General features: G+C 72.4%; 22 protein-coding genes. 4 read left to right on the top strand and 18 right to left on the bottom strand.

Annotated elements, in window-relative coordinates; translation table 11 throughout:
• Nucleotides 1-20 precede the first annotated feature (20 nt).
• From OG758_RS25020 to OG758_RS25005, 4 genes are all read right to left on the bottom strand, one after another.
• A complete protein-coding gene (locus OG758_RS25020) occupies nucleotides 21-473 on the bottom strand; it encodes a hypothetical protein (RefSeq protein ID WP_266562144.1) in 453 nt (150 codons plus the stop codon).
• Nucleotides 474-568: 95 nt separating this feature from the next.
• The gene (metG, locus tag OG758_RS25015; protein WP_326712024.1) at nucleotides 569-2,281 is read right to left on the bottom strand and encodes a methionine--tRNA ligase; all 1,713 of its coding nucleotides are present in this window, start codon (nucleotides 2,279-2,281) and stop codon (nucleotides 569-571) included.
• 150 nt (nucleotides 2,282-2,431) lie between these two features.
• Entirely contained in the window at nucleotides 2,432-3,445 is a 1,014-nt protein-coding gene (gene adhP, locus OG758_RS25010) for an alcohol dehydrogenase AdhP (RefSeq protein ID WP_326712023.1), read from the bottom strand.
• A 130-nt stretch (nucleotides 3,446-3,575) separates the two neighbouring features.
• Nucleotides 3,576-5,315 carry a VWA domain-containing protein gene (locus tag OG758_RS25005; RefSeq protein ID WP_326712022.1) on the bottom strand — a complete coding sequence of 580 codons (1,740 nt, stop codon included), beginning with the start codon at nucleotides 5,313-5,315 and terminating at the stop codon, nucleotides 3,576-3,578.
• A 227-nt stretch (nucleotides 5,316-5,542) separates the two neighbouring features.
• On the opposite strand from OG758_RS25005, the gene OG758_RS25000 reads away from it, so the two are divergent.
• Nucleotides 5,543-7,633 (top strand): PhoX family protein, encoded by a 2,091-nt coding sequence (locus OG758_RS25000; RefSeq protein ID WP_326712021.1) that lies wholly within the window; start codon nucleotides 5,543-5,545, stop codon nucleotides 7,631-7,633.
• Between the two features lie 25 nt (nucleotides 7,634-7,658).
• Here OG758_RS25000 and OG758_RS24995 read toward each other — a convergent pair whose 3' ends face one another.
• Nucleotides 7,659-8,600 carry a LysR family transcriptional regulator gene (locus OG758_RS24995; protein ID WP_326712020.1) on the bottom strand — a complete coding sequence of 314 codons (942 nt, stop codon included), beginning with the start codon at nucleotides 8,598-8,600 and terminating at the stop codon, nucleotides 7,659-7,661.
• 197 nt (nucleotides 8,601-8,797) lie between these two features.
• Between OG758_RS24995 and snpA the strand changes: the two genes are divergently transcribed.
• Nucleotides 8,798-9,463 carry a snapalysin gene (snpA, locus tag OG758_RS24990; protein ID WP_326712019.1) on the top strand — a complete coding sequence of 222 codons (666 nt, stop codon included), beginning with the start codon at nucleotides 8,798-8,800 and terminating at the stop codon, nucleotides 9,461-9,463.
• Between the two features lie 101 nt (nucleotides 9,464-9,564).
• Here the strand turns inward: snpA and OG758_RS24985 are convergent, their stop codons facing one another.
• The 8 genes from OG758_RS24985 to OG758_RS24950 all read right to left on the bottom strand — a co-directional run bounded on the left by OG758_RS24985 (nucleotide 9,565) and on the right by OG758_RS24950 (nucleotide 18,156).
• Complete coding sequence (locus OG758_RS24985) at nucleotides 9,565-11,523, bottom strand: FUSC family protein (RefSeq protein WP_442810343.1); 1,959 nt, start codon at nucleotides 11,521-11,523, stop codon at nucleotides 9,565-9,567.
• Between the two features lie 57 nt (nucleotides 11,524-11,580).
• The gene (locus OG758_RS24980; RefSeq protein ID WP_326712017.1) at nucleotides 11,581-12,591 is read right to left on the bottom strand and encodes an endonuclease/exonuclease/phosphatase family protein; all 1,011 of its coding nucleotides are present in this window, start codon (nucleotides 12,589-12,591) and stop codon (nucleotides 11,581-11,583) included.
• A gap of 106 nt (nucleotides 12,592-12,697) precedes the next feature.
• The gene (locus tag OG758_RS24975; RefSeq protein ID WP_326712016.1) at nucleotides 12,698-13,198 is read right to left on the bottom strand and encodes a DUF7144 family membrane protein; all 501 of its coding nucleotides are present in this window, start codon (nucleotides 13,196-13,198) and stop codon (nucleotides 12,698-12,700) included.
• A complete protein-coding gene (locus OG758_RS24970) occupies nucleotides 13,195-14,103 on the bottom strand; it encodes a hypothetical protein (RefSeq protein ID WP_326716024.1) in 909 nt (302 codons plus the stop codon). The genes OG758_RS24975 and OG758_RS24970 overlap by 4 nt, the downstream gene beginning before the upstream one ends.
• A gap of 146 nt (nucleotides 14,104-14,249) precedes the next feature.
• Nucleotides 14,250-14,645 carry a hypothetical protein gene (locus OG758_RS24965; protein WP_326712015.1) on the bottom strand — a complete coding sequence of 132 codons (396 nt, stop codon included), beginning with the start codon at nucleotides 14,643-14,645 and terminating at the stop codon, nucleotides 14,250-14,252.
• A gap of 77 nt (nucleotides 14,646-14,722) precedes the next feature.
• Nucleotides 14,723-16,405, bottom strand: a complete 1,683-nt coding sequence (locus OG758_RS24960; RefSeq protein ID WP_326712014.1) for an IclR family transcriptional regulator domain-containing protein — start codon at nucleotides 16,403-16,405, stop codon at nucleotides 14,723-14,725.
• 87 nt (nucleotides 16,406-16,492) lie between these two features.
• On the bottom strand, nucleotides 16,493-17,311 hold the full coding sequence (locus tag OG758_RS24955; protein ID WP_326712013.1) for a ParB/RepB/Spo0J family partition protein: 819 nt from the start codon (nucleotides 17,309-17,311) through the stop codon (nucleotides 16,493-16,495).
• The gene (locus OG758_RS24950; protein WP_326712012.1) at nucleotides 17,311-18,156 is read right to left on the bottom strand and encodes a ParA family protein; all 846 of its coding nucleotides are present in this window, start codon (nucleotides 18,154-18,156) and stop codon (nucleotides 17,311-17,313) included. The genes OG758_RS24955 and OG758_RS24950 overlap by 1 nt, the downstream gene beginning before the upstream one ends.
• A 421-nt stretch (nucleotides 18,157-18,577) precedes the next feature.
• On the opposite strand from OG758_RS24950, the gene OG758_RS24945 reads away from it, so the two are divergent.
• Nucleotides 18,578-19,357: a mechanosensitive ion channel family protein gene (locus tag OG758_RS24945; RefSeq protein ID WP_326712011.1), complete on the top strand. Its 780-nt coding sequence runs from the start codon at nucleotides 18,578-18,580 to the stop codon at nucleotides 19,355-19,357.
• A gap of 20 nt (nucleotides 19,358-19,377) precedes the next feature.
• Here the strand turns inward: OG758_RS24945 and OG758_RS24940 are convergent, their stop codons facing one another.
• The 3 genes from OG758_RS24940 to OG758_RS24930 all read right to left on the bottom strand — a co-directional run bounded on the left by OG758_RS24940 (nucleotide 19,378) and on the right by OG758_RS24930 (nucleotide 22,205).
• On the bottom strand, nucleotides 19,378-19,674 hold the full coding sequence (locus OG758_RS24940; protein WP_326712010.1) for a DUF6401 family natural product biosynthesis protein: 297 nt from the start codon (nucleotides 19,672-19,674) through the stop codon (nucleotides 19,378-19,380).
• A 109-nt stretch (nucleotides 19,675-19,783) separates the two neighbouring features.
• On the bottom strand, nucleotides 19,784-20,581 hold the full coding sequence (locus OG758_RS24935; RefSeq protein ID WP_326712009.1) for a DUF4389 domain-containing protein: 798 nt from the start codon (nucleotides 20,579-20,581) through the stop codon (nucleotides 19,784-19,786).
• Nucleotides 20,582-20,669: 88 nt separating this feature from the next.
• Nucleotides 20,670-22,205, bottom strand: a complete 1,536-nt coding sequence (locus tag OG758_RS24930; RefSeq protein WP_326712008.1) for an AMP-binding protein — start codon at nucleotides 22,203-22,205, stop codon at nucleotides 20,670-20,672.
• 202 nt (nucleotides 22,206-22,407) lie between these two features.
• On the opposite strand from OG758_RS24930, the gene OG758_RS24925 reads away from it, so the two are divergent.
• Nucleotides 22,408-22,785 carry a nuclear transport factor 2 family protein gene (locus OG758_RS24925; RefSeq protein WP_326712007.1) on the top strand — a complete coding sequence of 126 codons (378 nt, stop codon included), beginning with the start codon at nucleotides 22,408-22,410 and terminating at the stop codon, nucleotides 22,783-22,785.
• A gap of 10 nt (nucleotides 22,786-22,795) precedes the next feature.
• Here the strand turns inward: OG758_RS24925 and OG758_RS24920 are convergent, their stop codons facing one another.
• Nucleotides 22,796-25,378 carry a polysaccharide lyase family 8 super-sandwich domain-containing protein gene (locus OG758_RS24920; RefSeq protein ID WP_326712006.1) on the bottom strand — a complete coding sequence of 861 codons (2,583 nt, stop codon included), beginning with the start codon at nucleotides 25,376-25,378 and terminating at the stop codon, nucleotides 22,796-22,798.
• A gap of 132 nt (nucleotides 25,379-25,510) precedes the next feature.
• Nucleotides 25,511-26,347 carry an MBL fold metallo-hydrolase gene (locus OG758_RS24915; protein ID WP_326712005.1) on the bottom strand — a complete coding sequence of 279 codons (837 nt, stop codon included), beginning with the start codon at nucleotides 26,345-26,347 and terminating at the stop codon, nucleotides 25,511-25,513.
• Nucleotides 26,348-26,502 lie beyond the last annotated feature (155 nt).

The raw sequence follows: 26,502 nt of genomic DNA, 5'->3' as shown, positions 1-26,502 counted from the left end.
GGCGCCGGCGCGGGCTGCGCTCAGGTGTCGTACCGGCCGTCCCACGGTTCGCCGAAGCCGAGGCGGTCCGGGTAGAGCTCGGCCCAGCCGCCCTCGTCGTCGTCCTCGGCGATCAGGCCGAACAGCACGCGGTCCACGGCGAGCCGGAACGGGCGGACGGCGATGTCGCCGTAGGCACGGCCGGGCAGGGCTGCCAGGAGTTTGTCCAAGTGGGCGTGGGCCTGGGCGAGTTCGGCGCCCCCGGCCCAGGTCCCCGCGCACCAGATCTCCGAGTCGCGGTACCTGCCCGAGGTGTCGAAGGTGTGGAGCACCGCGTAGAGACGCTTGTGCTCCTCCCAGCCGTCGTCGGGGCGGTAGCCCTCCGGGAAGGCGTACGTCACCGTGGCCAGGAACTGGCCGTCCGCGTACCGGCCGATGGTGGCGGTGCGGTGGTCCGGCTCGTGGGCGATCGGGATGGTTGCGGGAACTGGCATGGCGAAACCCTAATCGCGATCGTGGACATGCCAGTAGCGGGGTACGGGAAAGGGGTGCGGGGACAGGTCCCCGCACCCCTTTCCCCCGGAATGCGTTACTCCGGAGCGCCGCCGAAGCGCTCGCGGTAGGACTCCAGGTCCTCCTCGGTGATCTTCGCGAAGAGCACCGGCGGGACCGTGAAGGCCGTGCCCGCGGGGACGGTGTCCAGGGCCACGGCCTGCTCGGCGGTGACCCATGTGGCCGTGTCGTCGGCCAGCGCGAACGCGCCGCGCATCGCCTTCGACGAGGCCGGGATGAAGGGCTCGGACACGACCGCGTACAGGTGGATGAGGTTCATCGCCGTACGCAGCGTGAGGGCCGCGGCCTCCGGGTCGGTCTTGATCTCCAGCCAGGGGGCCTTCTCCTCCAGGTAGGAGTTGCCCGCCGACCACAGGGCGCGCAGCGCGGACGCGGCCTTGCGGAACTGGAGGGCCTCCATCTGGGCCTCGTACTCCGCGAGCAGCCCGGCGATCTCCGTGCCCAGCTTCGCCTCCGCCTCGCCGGCCTCCTTGCCCGCGGGCACGTCGTCACCGAAGCGCTTGCGGGAGAAGGACAGGACGCGGTTCACGAAGTTGCCGAGGGTGTCGGCGAGGTCCTTGTTCACCGTGGCCGCGAAGTGCTCCCACGTGAAGGAGGAGTCGTCGGACTCCGGCGCGTTGGCGATGAGGAAGTAGCGCCAGTAGTCGGCCGGGAGGATCTCCAGGGCGGCGTCCGTGAAGATGCCGCGCTTCTGCGACGTGGAGAACTTGCCGCCGTAGTACGTCAGCCAGTTGAAGGACTTGAGGTAGTCGACCTTCTTCCACGGCTCGCGCACGCCCATCTCCGTGGCGGGGAACATGACGCTGTGGAACGGGACGTTGTCCTTGGCCATGAACTGCGTGTACCGGACGTCGTCGGCCTTGTACCACCACGACTTCCAGTCGCGGTCCGCCGGGTTCTCGTCCGACCACTCCTTCGTCGAGCCGATGTACTCGATCGGGGCGTCGAACCAGACGTAGAAGACCTTGCCCTCGGCGGCCAGCTCCGGCCACGTGTCGGCCGGGACGGGGACGCCCCAGTCCAGGTCACGGGTGATCGCGCGGTCGTGCAAGCCCTCGGTCAGCCACTTGCGGGCGATGGAGGAGGCCAGCTGCGGCCACTCGCCCGCGGTCCGCGCGATCCACTCCTCGACCTCGACCTGCAGCTTCGACTGGAGCAGGAAGAGGTGCTTCGTCTCGCGGACCTCCAGCTCCGTGGAGCCGGAGATCGCCGAGCGCGGGTTGATGAGGTCCGTCGGGTCCAGGACGCGCGTGCAGTTCTCGCACTGGTCGCCGCGCGCCTTGTCGTAGCCGCAGTGCGGGCAGGTGCCCTCGACGTAGCGGTCCGGCAGGAAGCGGCCGTCGGCAGGCGAGTACACCTGACGGATCGCGCGCTCCTCGATGAAGCCGTTCTCGTTCAGCTTGCGCGCGAAGTGCTGCGTGAGCTCCGCGTTCTGCGCGGACGAGCTGCGGCCGAAGTGGTCGAAGGCCAGGCCGAAGCCGTCGTACACGGCCTTCTGCGCGTCGTGCGCCTTCCCGCAGAACTCGGCGACCGGCAGGCCCTGCTCCTTCGCGGCCAGCTCGGCGGGCGTGCCGTGCTCGTCGGTGGCGCAGATGTACAGGACGTCGTGGCCGCGCTGGCGGAGGTACCGGGAGTACACGTCCGCCGGGAGCATGGACCCCACCATGTTGCCCAGGTGCTTGATTCCGTTGATGTACGGAAGGGCGCTGGTGATGAGGTGTCGAGCCATCGGGGGCTGCTCCCAAGTCGCTGCGTGCGGTGACGGTGTACGTCAGTCGAATCAAGGAATCGTATCCGACACGGCGGGGCCGCCCCTCCCGGTATTTACGGGGTGGACGGCCCTGGGGGCGCGGTGCGGGTGCCGGTGCGGGTGCGGTGCCTAGCGGAAGTCGAAGACCAGCCGGGCCGTGACCCGGCCCGCCAGGATGTCCTCGATCGCCTCGTTGACCTCCTTGAGCCTGCGCTGCTCGCGGATGACACGGGTACGGCCGAGGCGGTGCAACTGGAAGACGTCGGCGAGGTCCTGCCGGGTGCCGACGATCGAACCGATCACGCTCTTGCCTTCGAGCACGTGCTCGAAGACGGGCAGTTCCAGCTTCCCCCCGGCGGGCAGGGCGACCAGGACGAGCGTGCCGTGCCTGCGCAGGGAGCCGTACGCCGCCCGGAGTGACGCGTTCGACACGGCGAGCCCGATCGCGACGTCGGCGCCGCCCAGCCCGCGCACCGTCTCGGCGACGTCCTGGGTGCGGGCGTCGATGACATGGTCGGCGCCCAGCTCGTGCGCGAGGCGCAGCTTGTCGTCGGTGACGTCCACGGCGACGGTCTCGGCACCCGCGATCCGCGCGTACTGGAGCGCGAGATGGCCGAGGCCGCCGATCCCGGAGATCAGGACGCGTTTGCCGGGGCCGGCGCCCGACACCTTCACGGCCTTGTACGTCGTCACTCCCGCGCAGGTCAGCGGGGCGGCGTCCAGGGGGTCGAGGCCCTCGGGGACCTTCACGACGTAGTCGCCGTGCGCGACGGCGTACTCGGAGAAGGAGCCGTCGACCGAGTAGCCGCTGTTCCGCTGCTTCAGGCAGAGCGTCTCCCAGCCGGTCACGCAGTGGTCGCAGTAGCCGCACGCCTCGCCCAGCCAGGCGATGGCGACGCGGTCGCCGACGTTGATGTGGCCCACCCGCTCGCCCAGGTCCTCGACGATCCCGATGCCCTCGTGGCCCGGGACGAACGGCGGGACCGGCTTGACGGGCCAGTCACCGGCGGCGGCGTGAATGTCGGTGTGGCACAGCCCGCTCGCCTCCATCCGGACGAGGACCTGCTGCGGGGCCGGCCGCGGGATCACGCGGTGCTGGATCTCCAGGGGCCGGGTGAAGTCGGTGACTACGGCGGCCTTCATGGTGCGCGGTCCTTCCCTCGGGGCCGGAATCCATCCAGCTTCTCCCGATTCGGGGGGAACGGCGCGGGGGAAACTGCGGCGCCCCCTGTCCCCGCCGGGGCGGGGACAGGGGGCGCGGATGGTGCGGGGGTCAGGCCTGCTGCGAGCCCAGCCACTGCGGCAGGTCCGTGAGCAGCCCCTCGTAGAGCTCGGCGTCCGTGAGCTCGCGGGGGGTGGGGCCCGCGTGGAAGAACGCGGCGTTGGGCGCCTTCAGCTTGCGCAGGTAGTCGAAGCCCTTGGCCTCGTGCTCGCCGAACGCGACGAACTGGAAGAACAGCGGGTGCCGGGCCGCGTCCGCGAGGGCCTGGTTGGCCGGGCCCTTCGCGTCCGGGGCGCCGTCCGTCTGGAAGACGACCAGGGCGGGTGTCTGCGACTGCGACTTCTCGTGGTGCGCCACGACCTCTTCGATCGCGCGGTGGTAGCTGGTACGGCCCATGTGGCCGAGCGATGCGTGCAGCTCGTCCACGCGGCCCTCGTGCCCGTCGAGGGTGAGCTCGCCGGTGCCGTCGATGTCGGTGGAGAAGAAGACGACGTGCACGGTCGCCTCGGGGTCGGTGTGCGCGGCCAGGGCGAGCACCTGTTCACCGAGCGCCTGCGCGGAGCCGTCCTTGTAATACGGACGCATCGAACCCGACCGGTCGAGTACGAGGTAGACGGTGGCCCGGACCCCGGCGAGGTCGTTCTTCTTGAGCACACTACCGGCGGCCTTGTAGGCAGCGGCGAGCCCGGGGGCGCGCGACTTGACCCGGGCGAGGGGGAGGGCGGGGGAGGAGGCCTCGGTGCCGGCCTCGGTGTCGGCCTCGGGCGCCACCTCGACGACGGGCTCGGCCGCGTCGGCCTGCGGCGCGGGCTCCGTGACGGGCTCGGCCGCGTCGGCCTCGGCGGCGACGGGCTGGGGGTCGGCGACGACTTCGGGCTCCGACGCGGCAGCGGCGACGGGCTCGGCGACGGCCTTGGGCTCGGGTTCGGCGACGGGCTCGGCGACGGCCTTGGGCTCGGGTTCGGCGACCGGCTCGACGACGGCCTCCGGCTCGCGCTCGGCGGCGGGCGCGGGCTCGACCACGGCCTCCGGCTCGCGCTCGGCGGCGGGCGCGGCGACTGCCTCGGCCTCCGGCTCGGTCTTGGCGACGGCCTCGGGCGCTGCCTCGGCCTCCGTCTTCACCTTCGGCTCGGCGACAAACTCTGCGTCAGCCACCGCCTCCGCCACCGCCGCGGTCTTGGCGACGGGCTCAGGGCTCTCGGCTGCCGGTTCCGCTTCGGCCTCGGCGACGGGCTCGGGCTCGACGGCGGCCTCAAGCTCAGCTTCGGCCTCGACCTCGGGCTCGACGGCGGTCTCGGGGGACGCCTCCGTCTCCGTCTTCAACTCCGCTTCCGTCACCGGCTCGGAGACAGGCTCCGCGGCAGCCGCCGTCTCCGTCTTCACGTCCGGCTCGGCGACGGGCTCTGTGGCCGCCTCCGCCGCCGGCTCGGTCTCCGCCTCCGCGGGCTCCGCGGTCGGTTCCGCTTCCGCGTCGGCGGTGGCCTTCTCGTCCACCGGCGCCGACGGCTTGGGGACCTTGACGTTGTCGAACGCCGCGGCCACCAGGTCGTCCGCCTCGCGCGTCGACGGCGCGGGCGTCGGCTCGGTCGAAGGTGCGGGCACCTTCGCCTTTGCCTTGGCGGGAGCGGCCTCGGGCGCCTTTGCCGACTCGGCGGGCGCAGCCTTCGGCAGGGTCGCCTCGCCGGCCGGTGCCGGGACCGTCGCCTCGGGTGCGGCGGTCGCCGCCTCGTCACCCCGCGAGGACTTCCGCGGCCTTCCGAACGCGTTCCGCAGGAGATTCCGAATGCCCATGTGCGCAACCCTTCGCATGAGTTGGTTTCCGTAACCCCTGGCCAGGGCGGACACGTAAGGTTAGCCGCCACGTTCCGTGATCTTGGGCAGGGTCGCCCACCCGGGCGAAGGGCATTCAACTGCCGCACGCCCGGCACAGGTTCACCGCTCGTTCACCCGCCGTCCCCCTCCTCGCTCGGCCACGCCCCTAGCGTCACGCCCGAGTGACCGTAAAGGGGAGGAAAAGAGTGCGCAAAACGCTGCCGCTTATCGGCTCGCACAACGGGGGCCGTGCCGCGCTGACCTGCCGGTTCCGTTGTGGGGATGCCTGTTTTCAAGAGGTGCCCAACACCAGTTCCAACGAGTACGTCGGTGACGTCATCGCCGGTGCGCTGAGCCGCCGTTCGATGCTGCGCACGGCCGCGGTCGTGACCGTCGCCGCCGCGACGGCCGGTACGGTCGTGGGCTCGGGAGCCCCGCAGGCCGCCGCCGCCACGCCGCCGGGGGCGGCAACGGGCGTAGCGCACAAGGGCGACAAGGGGGCGCGCGGACTGCGGTTCACGCCCGTCGCGCCGAACACGGCGGACCGGGTCACCGTCCCGGAGGGCCACGCCCAGAACGTCGTCATCAGCTGGGGCCAGCCCATCCTGCGCGGAGCGCCCGCCTTCGACCCGGACAAGCAGTCTGCAAAGGCCCAGGCGGGACAATTCGGTTACAACAACGACTTCCTGAGCCTCCTCCCCCTGCACGGTGAGCACGGCCGCCAGGTCCTCGTCGCCAACCACGAGTACACGGACGAGATCCTGATGTTCAAGGGGTACGACCCCGAGAACCCGACACGCGAGCAGGTGGAGACCGCCTGGGCGGCGCACGGCCTGTCGGTCGTCGTGGTGGAGGAGTCCCGGCGCAGCGGCAGGCTGTCGGCCGTCACGCGGCACCAGCTCAACCGCCGCCTCACCGCCACCAGCGAGTTCCGTCTCTCGGGCCCGGTCGCGGGCAGCGCGCTCGTGCGGACGAAGGCGGACCCGCGCGGCCGTACCGTCCTCGGCACGCTCAACAACTGCTCGGGCGGCACCACTCCGTGGGGCACGACGCTGCACGGCGAGGAGAACTTCAACCAGTACTTCGCGAATGCCGCGAAGGTGACCGACCCGGCCACGGCCGCCCGGCTCAAGCGCTACGGCGTGACCGGCGAGGCCTCCGAGCGCAAGTGGGAGCGGTTCGACGACCGCTTCGACCTGGCCAAGGAGCCGAACGAGGCGAACCGCTTCGGCTGGGTCGTCGAACTCGACCCGTACGACCCGGAGTCGACCCCGCGCAAGCGCACCGCGCTCGGCCGCTTCAAGCACGAGGCCGCGCAGCCGCGCCTGACCGACGACGGCCGCCCGGTCGTCTACATGGGCGACGACGAGAAGTTCGACTACTTCTACAAGTTCGTGAGCAGCAAGCGCGTCGCCAAGGGCCGCTCGCGCGCCGCGCACGAGCACAACCTGACGCTCCTCGACGAGGGCACCCTCTACGTCGCCCGGCTGACCGGCAACTCCCCGGCCGCCGAGATCGACGGCACGGGCAAGCTGCCCGTGGACGGAGAGTTCGACGGCGGCGGCGAGTGGCTGCCGCTCGCCACGGCCGGCCCGCACGGCGCGGTCTCGCACGTCGACGGCATGACGGCGGAGGAGGTGTACCTCTTCACGCGGTTCGCCGGTGACAAGGTGGGCGCCACGAAGATGGACCGCCCCGAGGACATCGAGCCGTCCCCGCACTCCGGGAAGGTCTACGTCGCGCTGACGAACAACTCGGACCGCGGCAAGGCCGGCAAGGCGCCCGTCGACGAGGCGAACCCGCGCAATCTCAACAAGCACGGGCAGATCCTGGAGCTGACCGAGCACCGGGGCCGCGCCGAGGCCACCACCTTCGGCTGGTCGCTCTTCCTCGTCGCGGGCGACCCGGACGACCCGGCGACGTACTTCGCGGGCTTTCCGAAGGACCGGGTCAGCCCGATCTCCTGCCCGGACAACGTCGCGTTCGACCCGCACGGCAACCTGTGGATCTCCACGGACGGCAACGCGCTCGGCACGCACGACGGCCTGTTCGGTGTCGCGACGCGGGGCGAGCGGCGCGGTGAGCTCAAGCAGTTCCTGACGATGCCGAACGGCGCCGAGACCTGCGGTCCGCTGGTCCAGGACCGCCGGGTCCTCGTCTCGGTGCAGCACCCGGGCGAGGTCGACGGCGCGTCGGTCGAGAAGCCGGCGAGCGCGTGGCCCGACGGGCCGGGGAGGATCGTCCGTCCGTCGGTGGTCTCCGTGTGGCGCGAGGACGGCTGCGACATCGGCGTCTGATCCGGCTCAGGCCGCCTCGGTCGCCTCAGGCCGACGCCGCGTCCGGCAGGCGCTCGCGATACGCGGGTGCCTGCCGGGCCGCTTCCCAGTAGGCGTCCTCCAAGTCTCCGTAGACCGCGTCCAGTTCGGCCTCCGTGCGGGCGGCCAGGACGAGGCGTACGCCGATCGGGTCGCCGTCGAGGGGTCTTATGGCCATGTCGGGACGGGCCCGCGAGGTGGGCTGGCACAGGGCGACGACCTCGCCCGTGGCGACCAGGGACGCCGCCGTGAGGTAGTCGCCGTGCAGGATCCGGGGGTTGAGCCCGGCGGCCCGAAGGACCCGCAGGAGCCCGTGCCACTCGCCGTCCACGGTGGGGTCGACCATCCACCGGTCGTCCGCGAGGTCGGCGAGGCGCACGACGCGGCGCCGGGCGGCCGGATGGTCGGCGGCCAGGGACACGTACTGCGGTTCGCGTTCGACCAGGACGCGGCAGCGCAGACCCGGCGGGACGCGCAGCGGGCTGCCCTCGACCTCGTGCACGAACGCCACGTCGAGCTGTCCGTCGCCGACGTGCCGCAGGAGCGCGTTCGCGGAGACGTCCATGCGCAGCGCCGGCTCGCCGCCGGGCGGGTGCTCGCGCTGCCGCAGCCGTCGCAGCCAGCCCGGTATGGCCCGGCTCGCCGTGGAGCCGATCCGCAGATGGGGGCCGCCCGCGGCGAGTGCGCCGGCCGCCCTGGTCTCCGTGACGAGAGCGCGCATGCCGTCCACGAGGGGGCGGGCGCGGTTGAGGACGACGCGGCCCAGGGGGGTTGCGCGGCAGCCGGTGCGCTCCCGGGCGAAGAGCGCGCCGCCGAGCGTCTCCTCGATGCGCCTGAGCTGGGTGGACAGGGACGGCTGGGTCATGCCGAGCAGGCGGGCCGCCTTGTGCAGGCTCCCGGTGTCGTCGATGGCGCACAGCGCGCGCAGGTGCCTCACCTCGAGCTCCATGGGCATCGAGCGTAAGGCGGTCACGGAGGTCGCACCAGACGTCCAAATGCGAACCGAAACGGGCGAGTTGGGCGGGTGATAGCTCCGTCCTATCGCCAATTGCCATCATCCCCAGGGGTCCCGGGCGCCTCCACACTCTCCCTCGTACCGAACCGTTCACGTAACCCCCACTCACGGAACGAGGAGGAGCCCCCCACATGAAGCTCTCCCTGCGCTACGCCTCGGTCGCGGCCGGCATCGGCCTGGCCGCCGGCGCGCTCGCCACCGCGGCCCCCGCGTCCGCCGCCCCGGCCCCGGTCGTCGCCGGCTACACCCACTACGCGGGTTCGGCCGAGGAGGCCGCCGCCAACAAGGCGTTCTTCCAGGCCGTCCTGAAGTCGGTCGCACAGAAGCGCGCCGCGCACCCGCACGCCGCGTCGGTCACCGTCACGTACGACGCGTCGGGTGCCCCGTCCTTCGCGCAGCAGATAGCCAACAGCACGTCGATATGGAACTCCTCCGTGTCGAACGTGAAGCTCCAGGCGTCTTCGGGCGGCGGCGACTTCTCCTACCGCGAGGGCAACGACCCGCGCGGCTCGTACGCGTCGACGGACGGGCACGGCAGCGGCTACGTCTTCCTGGACTACGCGCAGAACCAGGAGTACGACTCCACCCGTGTGACCGCGCACGAGACCGGTCACGTCCTCGGGCTCCCCGACCACTACGAGGGGCCGTGCAGCGAGCTGATGTCGGGCGGCGGCCCGGGCACGTCCTGCACGAACCCGTACCCGGACGCGAACGAGAAGTCCCGCGTCAACCAGCTGTGGGCCAACGGCTTCGCGAAGGCCGTGAAGTCGCTGGAGAAGTCCGCCAAGACGGGCTGACCCTCACCGGCCGACCGTCACTGACGTACCGGAGCCACCCCCCACACTGATGCGGGCCGTCCCCTCCCCGGGGCGGCCCGCATCCGCGTCTCGTACCGGCGTCAGTGCGGTGAGGCGATGGCGCGGGCGGCCGCGACCTCCTGACGTACGGGTTCCAGCACTCCGCTGCGGTCCGCCTCGCTGAAGTCGGCGCGCACCCCCTTCAGGACGTCGGAAGCGCGCAGCCCCTGTGCCAGCTCCCGCAGTTGCCCCGCGGCCTGCGCCACCTCGGCGGCCCCCGGCACCGGTGCCCCCTGCTTGACCCGGATCCGCGCCGCGGTCGTCGCGTCCACGATGCGTTCCACGGCGACGACGAGCGGCCACCAGGCGGCGGCGCGGCGGCCCGTGGGCGGCGGTTCGGTCAGGGCGCGCTGGAACTCCGAGCGGATGACGGACAGGTCGCGGTAGAGCCGGCGGCGCATCCGCGCGCGGGCGGCCGGGACGTCCGGGTCCGCGGACGCCCCGAACGCGCGCTCCACGTACGTCGCGGTGTCCGCGATGGCGTCGGCGAGCCGGTCGCCGATGCGGGTGTGCCAGCTCTCGGGCCACAGCACATACCCGGCGACCAGCGCGATGGCGCAGCCTATGAGGCTGTCCAGGAGCCGCGGCAGGACGAGCCCGATGCCCTGGTGGTTGAGGGTGTCGGACAGCAGCAGGATGGCCGGCGTGATGGCGGCGGTCTGATAGCTGTAGCCGCGCGGGGTGAGCGCCGGGATGAGCGCGGCGAGCGCCATCAGCACGGGCACGTCCCACCACCCGAGGGGCACCTCGGCGAGGACCACCGTGGCGAGTACGAGCCCGACCGCCGTGCCGAGCGCGCGCTGGACGGCCCGCGAGAACACCGAGCCGAAGTCGGGCTTGAGGACGAACGTGATGGTCAGCGCCACCCAGTAGGAGCGCGGGACCGGCACCGTCGAGACGAGGACCTGGGCGATGCCGATGCACAGGGCCAGGCGCAGCCCGTAGCGCCAGGAGGAGCCGGACAGTACGACGCGGCGCGCAGCGCGGACGGCGCGCACGCGCAGGGCGGCGGGCCGGCCGAGACGGTCGGCGTCGAGGGCGCGGTGGGGGTCCGTGTTCTTGCTGTTGACGAGGTCGGCGGCGTGCCGCACCGCGTGGTCGACGGCGCGGGCGGCGGGTCCTTCGGGTGCGGGCAGGTCGAGGGGCCCCGCGTCGGTGCTGCCGGTGTCGACCGCGTCGGCGAGGCGTCGTACGGCGTCGGGGACGGCGGCGGGGAGCGGCACCCCGTGCTGGTGGGCGGCGGGCGCGGACTCGGCGATCGGGGTGAGCGCGTTCAACAGGGCGATCAGGCGCACCAGTTCGGGGTTGCGGCCGTGGGCGAGGGCACGCCGGGCGAGGACGAGGTCGTAGGCCTGGTTGAAGGACTGGGTGACGGCGTAGCGGGTCTCGGCGTAGTTCTCGGGGTCGGCCGCCGACGCGAGCAGGTTCGCGACCGAGCGGTACGTGGCGGCGACGGCCGCGCGTTCCGGCACCCCGGACCGCAGCGGCCAGGCGAGCAGCGCGAGCGCGAGGACGAGGAGTCCGCCGCCCGTCATCAGGAGCGGCGCGAGCCACCACTCGCCCGGCAGGGGCAGCCCGGCGCCGATCACGCAGTTGAGCAGGAGCAGCAGCCCGGACACGGAGGCGACTGCGCCGATCGTCGAGATCATCCCGGAGACGAGCGCCACGCCCGTGACGGTGGCGACGGCGACCCAGCCGTGCCCGTAGACGAGCGCGCCGACCGTCACGCCGACCGCGCCGAACAGCTGCGGCACCGCGATGTTGAGGATCCGCATCCGGTAGGCGTCGGCGGTGTCGCCGATGACGCCGGACAGGGCGCCCATGGAGGCGAGCGCCCCGTACGCGGGCTGCCCGGCGGCGAGCCCGATCGCGAGCGGCACCGACAGCGCGAGGCCGGCGCGCGCGACGGCCGCCCAGGGGATCGGCGCGGGGTGCGGACGCAGGCTCCTGACCAGCCAGTCGGGCGGTGCGAGATGGCGGGCCGGGGACTCTGGGCGCATGCCGTCCATTGAACGCTACGGGGCCCCGGCGCTCAGGACGTCGCCGGTCGCCCCGGCTCAGGACGTCGCCGGTCGGTGCATCGTCAGGTCGACCAGGAGGGCGCGGTGGTCGGTGTGGGCCAGCTCGACGAAGCGGGCGGTGTGCGGGGAGAACTCCTCGCTCACCAGCACGTGGTCGATCTGGGTGCCGAGCGGCGGCCGGACGCGCGAGGGCCAGCTCGGGGCGCGGGGCTTCCCGGTGAGGCGGGCGCTGTCGTGCAGGCCCGCGTCGAGGATGCGGCGGAACGCGGCGTGGTCCTGCGTGGCGTTGAAGTCGCCGGCCAGGATGGTCGGCTGCGAGCGGCCCGCGGCGGCGAAGTCGCGCAGCTCGCCCAGCTCGGAGCGCCACAGGCCGACCTGCCGGGGCAGCGGGGGCATCGGGTGCGCGAGCTGGACCCGTACGTCGTGGCCCTTCACATCGGCGACGGCGCCTGGCATGCCCATGGTCCCGAGGACGCCCGCGGCGGCCCTGAGCGGATACCGGCTCAGAATCACCGACCCCTTCGATCCGCCCGCCTCCACTGCCTGCCGGTAGGGGAAGTCGGCGCGCGGCAGCTCACGGCGCAGGGTGTCCTGGCACCCGTAATCACACTCCTCGACGAACACCAGGCCGGGCCGCTCGCGGCGCACCGCGCCGACCAGCGACTCGGTGCCGCGCCCGAACTGGACGTTCGAGGAGAGGACCCGCACCTCCGCGACGGGCGGCCCGCTCGCCTCGACGTCCTTGCCGTACGGCTCGATGTACCAGGCGAGGGCGCCCAGGGCCGCGACGCCCCACACCATGCCGAGCCGCCAGCGCGCGAGCACCGTGAGCAGCAGCGCGGCGCCGGTGGGCGCGAGGAGCCAGGGCAGGAACGCCAGGAGCTGCGGGACGGGGGTGACCCCGTCCACGTCCGCGATCCGGCAGCCCACGACCGCGCTGACTCCGGCGAGGAGCAGGCCGGCGGCCCAGGCGGCCAGGGAGCGGCCCGGCCTGCGGTCCCGGTCGTCGTAGGAGAGGACCGGCGGCGGGCCGGGCGCTTGCGTCACATGCTCCAAGGCCGGGCCCGCCTTCCGCTCGCTCCGACACCCTGCGGCGCCGGATGCCGGAATCCTCCCTCAAAGACGGGCCGGCGCGGGGAACGGTTGCCCGGTTTCAGGCCCGGGCGGCGTGGTGCGAACTGTCGCTGACCAGTGCCCAGATGACGAAGACGCCGATGGCGATCGCGATGACCGACCAGATGGGCTCGTAGGGCAGGAACATGAAGTACGCGATGATGTACAGCGCGGCGATGGCGACGCCGACGCCGCGTGCCCAGCCCTGGTCCTTGAGGACGCCGAAGCCGGTGACCGCGACGATGACGCCGATGATCAGGTGGATCCAGCCCCACGTGGTGAGGTTGAAGGCGTACGTGTAGTTGCCGATGTGGGCGTACACGTCGTCCTTGGCGATGCCCGCGATGCCGTTCAGGATGCCCAGGATGCCGCCGACCATCATCAGGACGCCGGCGAAGACCGTGCCGCCGGACGCCCAGCCGCTGCCCGCGCCGTCGCCCCGGGTGGGGTCGGGCCCGGCGGAGCGGTGCTTGTCCGACCAGACGCCGTGGCCCGCGTCGGGGCCGGGGGGCGGTGTCGGGGTGGTGGGGGTCTCGCTCATTCAGTCCTCCTCGGTGTCACTGGCATGCTCACCCCGGAAGCGGCGGGCCGCATTTCGGGAGGATCCGGAGGGCGTGGTGGGAACCTGTGGCGCAGGCGCCCCGACAGCCAGGCGCAGACGGCCACGGCGAGGGCCGTGCCGGCCGTCCACCGGGACGCGGTGCGCACCGACGAGCTGAGGGCGTCGTAGGCCGCGGCCGCCGCGGAGCGGTCCACGTCCGAGGGCAGGTTGTCGAGGGTGAGGGAGCGGCACATCGCGAGCGCGACGAGGAGCGCCGCCGCGGCCAGGGCCACGCCGAGCGCCGTCGCGGTGAGGGCCCGGCGCCGGTGCCGGGCGAGCGTGAGCCCGGCGGCGGCGAAGGCGAACGCGGCGAACGGCAGCCACAGGCCCGCCCGTTGGAGCAGGTGCAGCGACTGGCGCAGTCGGTCGAGGTCGCGCGAGCTCATCACGATGATCGTGGTGTGCGTGACGGGGATGCGGTCGGCGAAGGGCACGCCGTCGTCGCCGAGCTGCTGCCTGACCTGCCCGGTGACGGGCGCGAGATCGATGGTGACCGGGCCGTCGGCGCCGTCGTCGATGGCCTGCTGCACGGCGTCGTGCGCGGCCCGGTTCGCCGTGTTCCACGCCGTCCGGAAGGCCTCGGTGCCGGTGAACGACTTCACCGCGTCGTGCACGAACGCGTCGACCGTCGACTGGAGCGGCCCCGCGTCGAGCTGCGTCGTGATGGCGTTCGTGACGGCCTCGGCGACCGCGCCCCGCACGGCCGGTTCCGAAGCGAGCGGAGCCATCGTCGCGACGTACCGGTCACTGTCCCCGACCTCGTACTCGGCCCATACGGAGAGCGTGCCGAGCGGCACGAGCAGGCAGGCCAGGGCCAGCAGGACGACGGACAGGGCGCTTCGCATCACCCTCCAAGGCAACGCGCGCGCGGCAGGGGGCGCCAGCGGGGACAGGGCAGATGGCGGGGTCTGCGGTGGAGGGCTCGGCCGAACGGGTGTCACCGGGCGTGGTACCGGTTCACCGGCGCCCGCCCCGTGGTCCTGATGGTCTGTCACTCATGTGTGTAGTAGCGGTAGAACATCGCCGCGAACACACCGACGGCGACCGTCAGGGCCATGATCGTGGACCGCAGGACCGTGGCGTCGGTCAGGCTGTAGAGATAGCCGAACGCGATACCGGCCCACGCGGCCCAGGTGACGGCGCGCAGTTCGCGCGGCAGTCGGGGCGACGCCCGGTGGATCCCGAAGGTGACCACGGCGACGATGATGCCCGTGAGGAAGCCGAACAGGACGTTGCCCGTGGTGATCGGGCCGGCATCGCGCCGGATGCCCGAGGCCCAGAAGCCGTAGACGATGCCGAGCAGGAGAGGGAGCGCCATCGAGAGCCTGGAGCCGGCCGCCATGGAGCGCAGGCCGGAGGTTCGTGAGGCGGGTGCCGCGTGAGCCATGACGGCTCCTTTCTGCCTTTCCCCCCGCCTTCCATTGACCTCCGTCGCCCTGCGATCCGCAACATTGCGGCCTGTTTCTATGCCGCGGGGATGCGGGCGAACCGCCCGGCGACGTGCAGATCGGCCTCGATGCGCGAGGCCGTGGCGAGCAGCGCGGGAAGGACCTCGTCCGTGACGCGGGCCAGCTCGCGGCGGCTGCTGTGCGTGGCCACGTTCACCGCGGCGACGACCTGCCCGGCGAGGTCGCGCACCGGCACGGCGACGGAGCGCAGCCCCTCCTCCAGCTCCCCGTCCACGAGCGCGTGGCCCTGGTGCCGTACGTCGTCCAGGAGCGCGCCGAGCCGGTCGGCGCCGGTGACGGTGCGCGGGGTGAGCGGGGCCAGGTCGGCGCGGGCGAGGAACGCGGCACGCTCGGCCGGGGCGAGACCCGCGAGCAGGACCCGCCCCATGGACGTGGCGAAGGCGGGGAAGCGGGTCCCGACCGAGATGTTCACGCTCATCACCCGGCTCGTCGCGACGCGTGCCGTGTACCGGATGTCGTCGCCGTCGAGCACCGTCAGGGACACCGAGTCGTGCAGCTCGGCGGAGAGCGCCCGCATGTGGGGCGTGGCGATCTCGGCCAGCGTGAGGTGGGACAGGGGCGGGAAGCCGAGGGCGAGGACGCGGGGCGTGAGCCGGAAGCCCCGGCCGCGCGAGGCGACGTATCCGAGGTGTTCCAGGGTGATCAGGGCGCGGCGTGCGGTGGCCCGCGCCAGGCCCGTCGCTGCGGCGATGCCGGTCAGGTTCAGCTCGGCCCGCCCGGGCCCGAAGACGGTCAGCACGGCGAGGCCGCGGGCCAGCGACTCGACGAAGTCCCGGCCGAGCCGCTGCTTGGCCTCGGCGGCCCACGCGGCGTCCGGTCCCGTCGCGTCCGGTCCCGTCGGCGCGGGGGCGTCCGGGACGGGCCCGCGCAGCGCCTCCTCCATGTCCGTGACGGCGTCCCGCAGCCGCCCCAGCATCGCCTCGCGCAGCGATACGGCGGTGTGCCGGCTGGTGTGGCTGACGACGCTGACCACGCACGCGACGTCACCTTCGGGGCCGCGCACGGGCACGGCGAGCGCGACGAGGCCGGGCTCGATGAGCTGGTCGTCGAGGGCCCAGCCGGCGGCCCCGGCGCGCGCCACGCGCTCCTCGAACGGCTCCTTCTCCGCCTCCTGACGGGGCGGCACCGCGGGGAACGCGCGGTCCTCGGGATCCGCGGCCCGGCGCGCCCGCCACCGCTCCCACAGGTCCTCGTCCCACGCACTCGCGAAGAGCGGGCCCGGCGCGGTGCGTTCGGCGGGCAGCAGGTCGCCGATGCGGAAGCTCAGCGACATGGCGCGGCGCCGGGTCGCCTGGTGGATGAAGCGGATCCCGTCCGCGTCGGGGACCGCGAGAGAGACCGATTCGTCGAGCTCGTCCGCGAGCCGCTCGGCGCGCGGGCCGAGCAGCGCGGGCAGCCGCAGAGCGCCCAGATAGGCGTTGCCCACGGCCATCAGCGGTGGCGCGAGTGTGGCGTCACGCCCGTCGAGGCGCAGGCACCCCATGTGCGCGAGGGTCGCGCAGATCCGGTCGACCGTGGACCGGGCGAGACCGGTGGCCCGCGCGAGCTCGCTCAGGCTCAGCGTGCCGCCTGCGTCGGTGAGCACGCGCAGCACGTCGATGCCGCGCACCAGCGGTGCGACGGCCTCCGCGGGCGCCGAGACGCCGGGGGCGAGGGTGGGAACCGGTCCAGTGGACATGTGCGATGACTGCTCTCCGTGGCGCATTCTCAGGCAACGGTAGAGGAATCCCCCCGCCACCCGGCTCCCGGCCGCCCGCGGGTGCGCTCAGCGGGCGAGGAGTTCCAGGATCCGGTCGAGGGCCGCGGGGGCGAGATGGCGGCGGAGGGACTCGACGACCTCTTCCGGGGTGCCCCGGCTGTCGATCTTGATTACGCCGTAATCACGCCGGGCCTTCGGCACGGTCGGCGGGGGTGTGCCGGTGTCGCCGGGGAGCGCCTGTTCCTCCTGGGGGAGGCGGGCGATGCGGCGGGCGTCCTCGACCGAGACGCGTCCGTCGGCCAGCGCCTCCTGGAGATCCTCGCGCAGCTTCATCAGGGACAGGCGCTGCGAGACGAAGCCCTGCGTCTTGCCGATGCGCGCGGCGACCTGGCGCTGCGAGTAGCCGTAGCTCTTGATCAGGCCCTGGATGGCCTGGGCCTGCTCCAGCTCGGTGAGGTCGTCGCGCTGGACGTTCTCGATCAGGGCGTCCTCGTCGGTGCGGGACGCGTCCTCGCGCACCAGGACGGGCACCTCGTCCAGGCCCGCCATCCGGGCCGCGGCGAGTCGCCGGTGGCCGTGCAGGACGATGTACGGGGCCCGGCCCACGGCCTCCTCGTGGTGCGGGTGCGCCGCGAGGAACACGGCGCGGGGGACCACCCCGAGAGCCTGGAGCACTCCGCGCTCGCGCACCGTCTCGGTGAGCCCGTCCAGGTCGCGCAGCTCGTGGCGCGGGTTGTCGGGGTTCTCGGCGAGGTCGGCGAGCGCGACGGTGACGGGGTGCGTGGTGTCGCGGACGGCGGGCTGCGTGCCTTCGCCCGCTGTTTCCGTGGCCGTGGCCGGGGCGCCGGAGGACAGCAGGGAGGACAGATCGGTACGGCGCCCCATCAGACGTTCACCTTCTTGGCGTTCCCGGCGCTCCTGGCCTTGGTGCTCTTGGCCGTCGCGGCCTGCGCATCCTGCTTCTGCGCGTTCTTCCTCGCAGGTGTACGGGTGCTGCTCGCGGAGCGTTTGGCGGGGGCCGGGATCGCGGCGAGGCCCACCTCCAGGGCGAGGCGGAAGAAGTCCTCGCGGGCCTGGAGCGCGACCCGGTTCGCGCCGTACTGGGTGACGACGAGGCCGTCCGCGGAGGCGCGCGTGTGCAGCTTGTAGTGCCGTACGACCGTGCGGGCCAGCGGCCAGTCCTGGGCCTCGACGAAGGCGCGCGTCTGCTCCAGGTCGGCCTTGCCGTCGCGCGGGTCCCAGTTGTTGATGACCACGCGGTAGGGCAGGCCGCGCGGCTTCACGACGCGCTCGATGGTGCGCTGCGTGGGCTGGAAGCCGAGCGGCTCGGGCTCGATCGGCACGATCACGTCGTGGGCGTTGGACAGGACGGCGCGCAGCGCGTCCGCGGCGGCGCCCTTGCCGAGCGGGTCCTCGCCGGCGGACTCGGCGAGGTCGAGCCAGCCCGGGGTGTCGACGAAGACGTGCTGGGCGGAGGGGATGCGGGAGAGCGCGGCGAGCCCGGCCAGGTCGTCGTGGGCCTGCACGAAGTCGAAGGGGAGCCCGTCGCCGACGCGCTCCGACCACCACACGGCGGAGCCCTGCGGGTCGATGGAGACGGCGACGACGGGCGGCTGGCCGCCCTCGGCCCCCGCGCCGAGCACGTCCGCCGTCACGGCGGCGAGGTTGACGGCGAGCGTGGACTTACCCACGCCGCCCTTCTGATTGAGGATCACGTGCACGTGGGCCATGCTCACCACACTCCCTGGGAGACCGGCGTAACGCACTAAAATTATGAAACGCGCGAAACGGGTGATTCTGTACCTGGTCACTGTGGCAGTGCGGGCGGGGACGAGCGGAGCGAACACGCCGTGGACGGCGGGTGGTTACGCCCGGACATCCACGTGCCCGTACCCCACGGCCCGCCCTTCGGCGTCCAGGAGCCCCCATCAGCTTCACCGCGCGCGGTGCGACGGCGCGGTGCCGATCGGCGCGGTCCTCGCGGGGACGTCCGAGGCGGCGGAGCTGCACCTGTCACACGAATGGACGCGGCCCACGGGCCGCGTCCATTCGTGTGCTGATATCCACGAAGGAGCACATCGCTGCACCTGTGGGGGGCTTGACCGCCCGGCGCGGCGGCGCGAACGGGCCCCTGCGAGTGGAGGACCACTCATGCCCAAGCTCACCGACACCCACCCACTCGCCGTGGACTTCACGGGGGGCCTCAACGACGCCTGGTCGAAGGTCGCCCAGTTCGTGCCGAAGCTCGTGGGCTTCGTGGTCGTTCTGGCCATCGGCTGGTTCATCTCGAAGATGATCGCCCGCGTGCTCGACCGGGTCCTGCGCAAGGTCGGCTCGGAGAAACTCGCCGAGCGCGCCGGCGCGGCCCGCATGCTCGAGGGCTCCAAGTACGACATGACGACGATCGTCTGCAAGGTCGTGTACTACGCGCTGCTGCTGATCACCCTGCAGATCGCACTCGGCGTCTTCGGCCCGAACCCCGTCAGCAACATGATCAACGGCATCGTGGCCTGGCTGCCGCGCGCCATCGTCGCGATCGTCCTGGTCGTCATCGCCATGGCCATCGCCAACGTCGTGCGCGACATCGTCACCAACTCCCTGTCGGCGGTCTCGTACGGCAGGACCATCGGCACGGTCGTCTGGGCCTGCATCGTCGCGCTCGGTGTGATCGCGGCGCTCAGCCAGGCGGGCATCGCCACGTCGGTCACCCAGCCGGTCCTGATCGCGGCGCTCGCCGCCGCCGTCGGCATCGTCGTCGTCGGGGTGGGCGGCGGTCTGATCGTCCCGATGCGGCAGCGCTGGGAGCGCATGCTGAACAGCGCCGAGCAGGAGACGGCCAAGGCCCGCGGCATCTCCCCCTACCAGGCGGGCCGCGAGGACGCGCTGACGAACCAGCCCGTTCAGGAGCGCGAGCGCACCGACGATATGTGACGTGCTCCCGTCAAGCTCCCCTACGCGAGATCGTGCCGTCTCACCAGCCAGCTGATGGCGGTGAGGCGGCACACCGCGTAGTCGTGCCCGACGGGCTCGCGCCAGCCGTTCTCCGCGAGGGCGTCGAGGAAGCCGAGCGCGTAGTCCGAGAGGACCTCCCGGTCGGGGGTCTGCGGCTGAAGCGCGCCCCCGCCCGCCTCCAGCTTGTCCCGCAGCTCCGCCACATGCTGGTCGACGGCGGCCGTGAAGCCGGGCTCGAACGCGAACTCCGCGAAGCGCGGGGTGTACGAGGTACTGATGCGGGCCAGGGGAGACATGCGCTCCACCGTAAACGGGGCATAGTGCACCGGAACAGGCCTTTTGTCATGCCGTAGGTCACAGGCGCGGACACCGGCGGTCAGGCGTCCGGCGACGGTCCGCGAGTGATCAGAAGCCGGGCAGCGAGGCCTGCACGGCGGCGGAGCCGTCCGCGCCGTAGCGGGAGCTGTTCGCGGCCCCTCCGACGAGACCGAGCACCAGGAACGCTCCGACCAGCACCTTCGCCCCCGTCCCCAGGAACAGCGGCCGCGTCGCGGACGGGCCCGAGACGGTGCCGACGACGGCGTCCGGCGCCGACTGGTCGCCGAAGAGCCGCTTCGGGTACGCGGGGCTCAGCAGCAGCACGTACGCGCCGAGCCGCATCCGGTAGCGCAGGACCGCAGCCGTCGCCTCGAACAGCGGCAGCGGCATCCGGCCGAGGAGCAGCACGACGAGCCACGACAGCGCGGAGACGGCCCACCAGCCGACGGTGGCGACCAACTCGACGAGCGCCGCGGGGATCACCAGAAGCAGCCGGAGCAGCACGGCCAGCCGGTTGAGGTGCACGGACTGCTGCACGCGCACCCGCACCGGGTAACCCATCGGTTCGCCGAGCTCGAAGGGCGGATAGCGGCCGGTCAGGAGCATCGCGGAGGCGTTCACGCGGGTGTCGTAGCCGAGGAACCCCGCCAGATACCGCTCGACCGGAGCGGGCAGCCGCCCGAGCAGCAGCGCCGCGAACCAGCCGGCGACCACCGCGAAGAACGTCACCACCGACAGCACGGTCAGCATGACGAAGTGCGGCAGGAGCAGCAGGAGCCGCACCAGCACGGAGAGCCGGTTCTGCCGCCCCGGCTGCGGGATGTCCAACTCGGGCAGGGCCTCGGCGCCCGGAATCAGCGGGACCGTGCCGTAGTGGGGTTCCATGCCGGTAACTCTGCCGACGGGAGGGGGTACAGGCACCCCGGGTCGTCCGCCCGGGTGCATGCCCGTCCACCGGCCCCTCCGCGAGGTGTCAGTTCACCCCCCGGCCCCGGCCCTCCCAGTACGGCGCCCGCAGCTTGTACTTCTGGAGTTTGCCCGTTGCCGTGCGGGCCAGTTCGTCGCGGAACTCGACCGACGTGGGCGCCTTGAAGCCGGCCAGGCGTTCCTTGCAGTGGCGGATCAGTTCGTCCTCCGTGACCGTCGAGCCGGGGGACAGGACCACGAGCGCCTTGATCGTCTCGCCCCACCTCTCGTCCGGGACACCGATGACGGCGACCTCGGCGACGCCGTCGTGACTGAAGAGGGCGTCCTCCACCTCGATGGACGACACGTTCTCGCCGCCGGTGATGATCACGTCCTTCTTGCGGTCGCTGATCGTCAGATAGCCGTCCTCGTCGACCGTGCCGCCGTCGCCCGTGTGGAACCAGCCGCCCGCGAGGGCCTTCGCGCTCTCCTCGGGCTGCTCCCAGTAGCCCTCAAGGATCACGTTCGACCGGGCGAGCACCTCGCCCTCCTCGTCGGTACGCAGCGTCACGCCGAGCGCGGGCGCCCCGGCCCGTACCAGCTTCTCCGCGCGTGCCGACGTGTCCAGCTCGTCCCACTCGGCGCGGCCGCGGTTCACCGTGAGCAGCGGCGACGTCTCCGTGAGGCCGTAGATCTGGATGAACTCCCAGCCGAGTTCGGACTCGACGCGGGCCACCGTGCGGGTGGGCGGCGGCGCCCCGGCGACGATGATGCGGACCCGGTCGCGCCCCGGGATCGCGCCCTTCCAGGAACGGGCGGCGTCCAGAACGGCGTTGACGACGGCGGGCGCGGCGCACATCACGGTCACGCCGTGTTCGTCGACGCGGCGCAGGATCTCGGCGCCGTCGACCTTGCGCAGCGCGATCTGGCGCACCCCGAGCGCGGACATGGCGAACGGCATGCCCCAGCCGTTGGCGTGGAACATCGGCAGCGTGTGCAGGTAGACGTCCCGGTCGGTGACGCCCGCGTGCAGGGCGAAGGTGACGGCGTTGACCCAGATGTTGCGGTGGGTGATCTGGACGCCCTTCGGCCGGGCGGTCGTGCCGCTCGTGTAGTTGATCGTGGCGGTGGCGTTCTCGTCGGGCGTCCAGGGGCTGGGGTCCGTGCCGAAGCGGTAGAGCTCGGAGTCGGCGGCCGCCCCGATGGTGAAACGGTGCTTGGCGGGGACGTCGGCGAGACGGTCCGTCAGTTCGGGGTCCACGAGGAGGACATCGGCGCCCGAGTGGGAGACGACGTAGCTCACCTCCTCCGCGCTGAGGCGGAAGTTGACCGGTACGAGGACGCGGCCGTATCCGCTCACCCCGAAGAACGAGGTCAGCAGCCGCGCGCTGTTCGGCGACACGACCGCGACGCGCGCGCCGAGCGGCACGCCGAGCGCGTCGAGCCCGGCGGCCTGTGCGCGCGCCAGCTCGGCCACCCGGCGGTAGGTGAGGTCCTCCCAGGGTTCGGCCGGCTGGACCGGTTCGTCGACGACGCCGATCCGGTCCCCGTAGACGGTGGCGGCACGTTCCAGAAAATCAAGGGCCCCGAACGGGACGAACATCCTGGCCTCCCGAGCACAGACGATGAACAACGGATCAGGTTCTGTCCGACCACAGCATGGGTGAACCGGGCCTGCGAGGCATTACCTCCGGCGTAATCGACCTCCGTCCGCCCGCCCGGCAGGCTGAGGACATCCGGAACCCGGGCGGCGCACTCCTCCCGGGCTCCGGACCCTCGTCCGACCTGGCTGGAGGCCGATTCGTATGTCCGTCATCCCCGTTCACGAAACCGCCGTCGCCCGTTACTTCGAGGCCTGGAACGCCGAGGGCGACGACGCCCGCGCCGAGGCCGTCGCCGCCGCGTGGAGCGAGGACGGCAGCTACACCGACCCCTTGGCCGACGTGGCGGGTCACGAGGGCATCGCCGCGGTGATCGCCGCGGCCCGCGAGCAGTTCCCGGGCTTCGCGTTCCGGCAGACCGGCACCGCCGACGCGCACCACGACATCGCCCGGTTCACCTGGGAGCTGGTGTCCACCGCGGACGGCTCCGCGCCCGTCGCGGGGTCCGACGTGATCTCGCTGGCCGAGGACGGCCGGATCCGTACGGTGCACGGGTTCCTGGACCGGATCCCGGCAGCGTGACGAACTCCCGCTAGCGCAGCGTCACCGTGAGGCTCCGCCCGTACGTGTGGCGGGTGTCCACGTCCAGGCGGGTGCCGCCGTGGACGCGGGTCACCCGCACCTGCGGGTCCGCGGTGACTTCGCTCAGGGGGCGCCCGTGGAGCAGGACGGTCACGGTGTCGCGCTGCGTCGTGGGGTCCGCGACCGCGACGGTGACCGGGTCTCCGTGGCGCCGCCCGCGCCGCACGAGCACCGACGCGGGGCCCTCGACGCGCAGGCCCGCGGTCTCGTGGCGGCCGGGCGTGAAGGTGTTCGCGGCGGTCAGGCCGAGGCCCTTGTGGGTGACGGCCTGGAGGCGCGGTGTGTTCGCGTGGACCGTCAGCGGGCTGTCGTGGCGGGTGTAGGAGCGCAGGGCGGCCTCCGCCGCGTTCGGCACCAACGCGTAGGCCAGGCAGGCCGGTTGGGCACCCGCCGCGTGGTCGACCGTCACACCGAGGACCGTGCGGGTCACCGCGGTGTCCGGGTTCGCGGTGCGCACCACGCGGCGGCTGCGGCTGACCTTGTCGAGGGCGACCCGCACGCGCGGGGTGTCGAGGAAGACGTATCCGAGCGACGTGCCGCGGGTCGGGTTGGCGTAGCGCAGCCAGTGCAGGTCGCCGGTGCCCGGGCCGCTCCACGGACGGCCGTCGCGGAGCGCTCCGGTGACCGTGGCCAGGTCGTCAGGCGCTGCCGTGCGGGAGTCGACGGTCGTCGTCACGGCCCGCCCGGCCGGGTCGCCGACATCCGCCGCGAGGACCACGATCTCGTCGTCGAACAGGAACCACGACTTCGTCGATGTCGCGTTGCGGTAGACCACGAAGTCGCCGGGCAGGATGCCCTTCTGTTTGTCCCGGTAGGGGACGTCGTCCGACTGCACCATGGCGGCCGCGCCGTACGCGCCGAGCACGGCGCCGCCCGAGTGCGGGCCGGTGCCGCACGGGAAGTAGACGTACGTGTTCTGCGACTCGGACGACGACGTGAAGTTCAGCGGGTGGCCGGGGTTGTCGTAGTACGGCTTCCCGTAGAGCTCGGGGACGGTGCGGCGCTCCTCGACCGGCGCGGTGACCCCGGCCAGCGCGTACGGCGAGACCGTCGTGAAGTAGTCGACGCCGTAGGCCTGCGTCTGGTCCTGGCCGGACAGGTACAGGTAGTACGCGCCGTCGCCCTGGAACCACGGCATGAGGTTCTCGCCGCTCATGTACTCGTACTTGCTGATGCGGCTCGAACTCCGGGCGAGCGCGAAGGCGTAACCCGGCCTGCGGTGCACGGTCCGGTCCATGGCGTTGAACGCGACCGTGCGCGACGCGGGGTTGAGGTCCTCGGCGGGGACGGACGCGTCGCCGGTGATGTCGGCGTAGCGCGTGATGCTCACGGGGGAGACGAACGAGGACGGGTCGAGGGCGGCGCGCGAGGTGGCCCGGATGTGTTTGACGTAGCTCTTGAGGGCGGTGGCGTCGGCGCCGGTGGTGTCCTCGGCGAGTGACGCCAGATCCACGACCGCCTCGACGACGATCGCGACGTCGGTGTAGCCGGTGTCCGGGCGGGACACCGCCCGGCCCTTGACGATCTCCATCATCCAGCCCTCGAAGATGAGCGGCGCGAAGCCGTTCCGCACCCAGCCCACCACGGTCGGCACCAGCTCCCCGCCGTGCGCGAAGCCCGTGCCGTCGAGGATCTTGAGGGTCTGCACGACCCGCGTGAGCAGGCCCTTCCCGTACGAGCCGGTGTAGGCGACGGACGCGTGCTGGATGAAGGAGCCGTCGGCGTAGTAGCCGTCCGTGACCCCGTGGTCGAGTGCGTACGGGTCGATCGTCGCGAAGACGGTGAGCTGGTCGGTGAGGGCCTTGCGGATGCGGGCCTCGCCGTCGGGGGCGCCGCCGCCGTCCCCGATGAGGAGCGCGCCCTGGAGGATGCGGTTCGTGGTGATGTCGGCGAGGTTCGCGCCCGTGTGGAAGCGGGAGTCGAGGTTCACGTCGCCGTCGGTGCCGTTGCGCAGGTACGCGTCCATGGAGGCGACGTAGGTGCGCAGGAGGTCCGGGCGGTAGGCCTTCACCTCGTCGGCGAGGAGGACGAGGGTCTTGCTGATGAACTGGGAGAGGCCGATCTCCCAGTAGAACCAGTTGCCGTAGTAGCCCTTGGACTGGTCGCCGTAGTAGCGCTCGTGCAGCCACGCGAGGCCGTCGATGACGCGGCGTTGCACCGCCTCGTCGCCGTACAGGTCGGGGGCCGCGCCCGGCGCGCGCGTCGCGAGGGCGATCTCGTACAACTGCTTGTACGCCGTGTTGAGTCTGCCCTCGTCGGTGCCGAGGACGAGCCCGGCGAAGAGTTCGCCGGGGCCGGCCGCGTCCATCGACTTCAGGTTCGCGCGGGCGGCCTTGTCGATCGCGGCGCGCTTGGCGGCCGTCTCCGTACGGGAGTTGGAGGCCTCGGTCCCCGCGAGGACACCCACGGTGTTGGCGAGGAGCCGAGTGCTGTCCGCGGCCGCGTCGGCGGCGTTCGCCCGTCCGGTGGGGATCACCGTCAGGAGACCGGCGGCTGACAGGGCGGACAGCAGGCGTCTGCGGGTGATCTCCATGGCTTCCTCCGCCGGTGAGTTGGCGTGCTGGCGCGCGGAGTCAAGCAGATGGGCCCGAGGGCGACAAGAGGTCCACGGGCCCGGAGGGGAAAGCGCGTACTGGCCTGTCTTGCACGGGTCCCGGCGCGGCGGTCAGACGGGAAGCCAGTCGGCGCCCTCGCCCGCCCCGTCCGGGACGACCTGTCCGAAGACGACGTCCGCGAAGTGGATGCCGAAGCCGAGGGTGCCTGGCTGCTGGAGTTCGCTGATCAGCCTGCGCCGGTGGCGCTCCGACTGGGCCGGGTCGCCCTCCGGCACCGTGAACCACTCGGGGTGGCGCACCTGGAGCGGCGAGTGCAGCGCGTCCCCGAACGCGAGCAGGCGACGGCCCCGCGAGGTGATCGTGAAGCCGGTGTGGCCCGCGGTGTGGCCGGGCAGCGCCAGCGTCTGCACGCCCGGGAAGATCTCCTCGCCGGGGACGACGAGCCGCAGCCGGCGCTCCAGCGCGGCGAGCGCCTCGGCGGTCAGCCCCGGCACCTGATGGCGGTTCTCCCACTCGCTCTTCGGCACGGCGAACGCGGCCGCCGTGAACACCGGTGGATCCGTGCACGCCCAGCCGATGTGGTCCCGGTGCAGATGAGTGAAGGCCACGACCTCTATCTCGTCGGGCCGCGCCCCGAGCCGCGCCAGATTGTCGAGCAGCGAACCGCCGTGCACCGCGCCGACGTACGGGTGGTCGGGGTCCTCCGGTACGGAGTGCGGTCCGAACCCCGCGTCGATGAGCAGCGCCCGCCCGTCGGACTGGACGAGCAGGCCGCCGGTGTTGGCGACGAGATGGGCGGTGTCGTTGAGATAGGCGGCGCCGAGGCCCGCACGCGGCGGCTCCGGCGGCTTGAACAGCATGGCGCCGTCCGGTACGTAACTGACCTTCAGATCGCCCACCTGCACGGAACACACGGCAGAGGGCCTGCGCAGTCGCCTGTCGTTCACGGGTCGGTCTCCTTGGTGATGTTCCGAAGGGGCGCGGGTCCGGCCCGCGGCCCGTGGCCCGCAGAACAACAGCGCCGGCACCCCGGACGAGGGGCGCGGGGAAGTGCGCGACCGGCACGCACGTTCCCCGCGACCAAATTCCCGCACCCCGCGTG

This window comes from Streptomyces sp. NBC_01474, assembly GCF_035918215.1.
GTDB lineage: Bacteria > Actinomycetota > Actinomycetes > Streptomycetales > Streptomycetaceae > Streptomyces > Streptomyces aureus.
The sequence above is the reverse complement of the archived record's forward strand: the minus strand, read 5'-3'. Positions and strand labels throughout refer to the sequence as shown.